Annotated in this window: 3 protein-coding genes; all 3 read left to right on the top strand. The window is 45.6% G+C overall.

Going from position 1 to position 2,370, the window contains the following annotated elements; all coding sequences use genetic code 11:
• The first annotated feature begins 115 nt into the window (after positions 1-115).
• The 3 genes from ABD892_RS27095 to ABD892_RS11050 all read left to right on the top strand — a co-directional run bounded on the left by ABD892_RS27095 (position 116) and on the right by ABD892_RS11050 (position 2,339).
• Positions 116-217 carry an IS1-like element transposase gene (locus ABD892_RS27095; protein WP_425559235.1) on the top strand — a complete coding sequence of 34 codons (102 nt, stop codon included), beginning with the start codon at positions 116-118 and terminating at the stop codon, positions 215-217.
• The gene (locus ABD892_RS11055; protein WP_345195704.1) at positions 199-645 is read left to right on the top strand and encodes an IS1 family transposase; all 447 of its coding nucleotides are present in this window, start codon (positions 199-201) and stop codon (positions 643-645) included. The genes ABD892_RS27095 and ABD892_RS11055 overlap by 19 nt, the downstream gene beginning before the upstream one ends.
• Positions 646-893: 248 nt before the next feature.
• The gene (locus ABD892_RS11050) at positions 894-2,339 is read left to right on the top strand and encodes a DUF2339 domain-containing protein (protein WP_345195703.1); all 1,446 of its coding nucleotides are present in this window, start codon (positions 894-896) and stop codon (positions 2,337-2,339) included.
• Positions 2,340-2,370: the final 31 nt, after the last annotated feature.

Below are 2,370 nucleotides of genomic sequence, written 5' to 3'. Positions count from 1 at the left end.
GTTTTGTGCAAAAACTGTACTCTGTTGCCAAAAGTACGGCCAGCTTGCTCACATTCCCAAGGTTAAGCGGGATTTAAGGTAAAAAATACTGGGCGTCTACGAACGGATTAAGGATATGGCGATGAATGGCTCGGGAGTCAGGGATACAGGCCGGGTACTCGGAATCAGCCCAACCACCGTCATCAGCCATCTAAAAAACTGGCACCACCGAGCGTAACATCTCAGCCTTTTGAAGGGGAAGAGCAGGAGCTGATCTGCCGGATGGACGAGCAATGGTCGTTTGTCGGCAATAAGGCGAACCCGCGCTGGTTGTCCTATGCCTGGGAACCTCGTTATCAGAAAGTCATTGCTCATGTGTTCGGCCGCAGGACAAAGGTAACGCTGAACAGACTGATAGCACTGATCAAACCCTATAAATTGAGGTTTTATTGTACTGATGACTGGCATTCATGCAGCACGGAACTGTCGGAAGATAATCATGTTGTCAGCAAACAGTTTACCCAGAGTATTGAAAGAAACAATCTGGCGTTGCGCACCCGGATTAAGCGGTTGAACCGAAAGACTATCTGCTTCTCCCGTTCAGAGGAGCTACACGACAAAGTCATTGGAGAGTTCATCTCCAGAATGTGGTATCAACCGGTTTGAAACGCGACAAAAAAAGGGATGCACGGAAATCATGAGCAGGTTGTATAAAAATTACAAACAACTGAAATAATCAGCAACCAATATAAAGGCCGATATTAAGATATTCACAAGGCGGCAGGAAGTGCTAAAACGCTATTCGCTCAGTTTGGGGTGCTAGGGGGGGGGACAAAGGTTCGTGCTTTGGAAAGAAGAGTTGGTTAAGCTCATCTTTATAAAAAATCGTTTGAGAATGAGTGCTGGAGAGCGACATGGATGGTCTTGATAAACTAACGCAAAAAATGCAAACACTAGAGAGCCGCTTGGCTCGTATAGAAAAGCATTTATTTGAACAAGACCCTGCCAACCAGTCCGGATCTACCCAGGAAAAAACATCGCATGCGCAACCCAATGGACGGGGACAGAATAAGTCGGACACTCCCGGTGTCCAGTATCAAGATTACGGCTATGACCTCCATATCGCTAAAACAGACGCTCCACTTTCCACAAGCAAAATCATGGCATGGTGTGCGGGTATCACATTTATTTTGGCCGCGGTGTATTTTCTCAAGCTTGTGTATGACACCGGCTGGTTAACCCCGGTTCGTCAAATCGCCATTGCGTATTTGAGCGGCATTGCACTGATTGTCGGTAGTTTTTATTTTGATAAAAAGGATAAACAGTATGCCGCTTATCTGCCGGCAGTAGGTTTGGTGGTCCTTTATCTAACGACTTTTGTCGCGCACTTGAATTACGGGTTTTATACCCATGGTCCTGCCACAGCGTTGGTAGCGATGACAACCTTGCTGGGTATCTGGCTCAGTCGCCGTTTTAATAACAGTGTTTATCTGATTTTTTCAGAGATCTGTATTTATGCCAGCCCCTTCCTGATTCAATCTGATAATCCACAATTATTAGACTTGGTGATTTATTACAGTGCCTGGAGCTTACTGTTCTCGTATTGCTCTCTTCTTGACGGGCGACGTATCACCTATTTGTTGCCAATGTATCTGGCCATTTTGGGATTTGATTTGATTTGGCGCGGTGCAGGTGGCCATCAATGGCAGTTGGCAGCGGGCTACCAGCTTGTACAGTTTGTCATTTTTGCTGGTAACACGATACTTTTCTCGTTGTATCACAAATCACCCATCGAAAAAGATACGACACTTGCTCATGGTGTGGCGCTGTTTATGTTCTATGGTATTGAATACGCCATTCTAGCAAAGCACATTCCAGATCTGGTGAATTACTTCGCTCTGGGTAGTGGCGTACTGGTCTGGTTTTTATATTACTGTGCGACCCGTTTCTATCAAGGTAAGGAGGCCTTCTCTCAGGGAGCTGTGCTGGTCAGTTATTACTGTTCATGGGTTGTTGTGCATGCGGTTTTCCTTTCTGAGATTCCGGGGATGTGGCTGCCGTGGTCAGTTTTATCGATGCCATTTGTTTATGTGTTGTTGAACTCCCGATTACGGGGGAATCAGCAGGCTGCAATACCTGTGATGTTAGCCTGCGGAGGTTTGTTTTTGCTGGGTTATGGCATGTTGCTGCGTGATGTATTACTTAATACTGATCTTAAAACGCCCATGCCGATTGTTGCGCTGTTTGTTTACGTTGCACTGCTTTATGGTATGTACTGGTTTGCTACTCAGCGGGAGCAGTTTGCGAGTAACGAGCCTGTAGAAAATCTAAAAATAGAATCAGAATGCCTTCATTTTTAATGAATTAATTCTGCTTCAGCTTTCTACAGAC

This window comes from Kistimonas scapharcae, from assembly GCF_039540975.1.
Lineage (GTDB): Bacteria > Pseudomonadota > Gammaproteobacteria > Pseudomonadales > Endozoicomonadaceae > Kistimonas > Kistimonas scapharcae.
The sequence above is the reverse complement of the archived record's forward strand: the minus strand, read 5'-3'. Positions and strand labels throughout refer to the sequence as shown.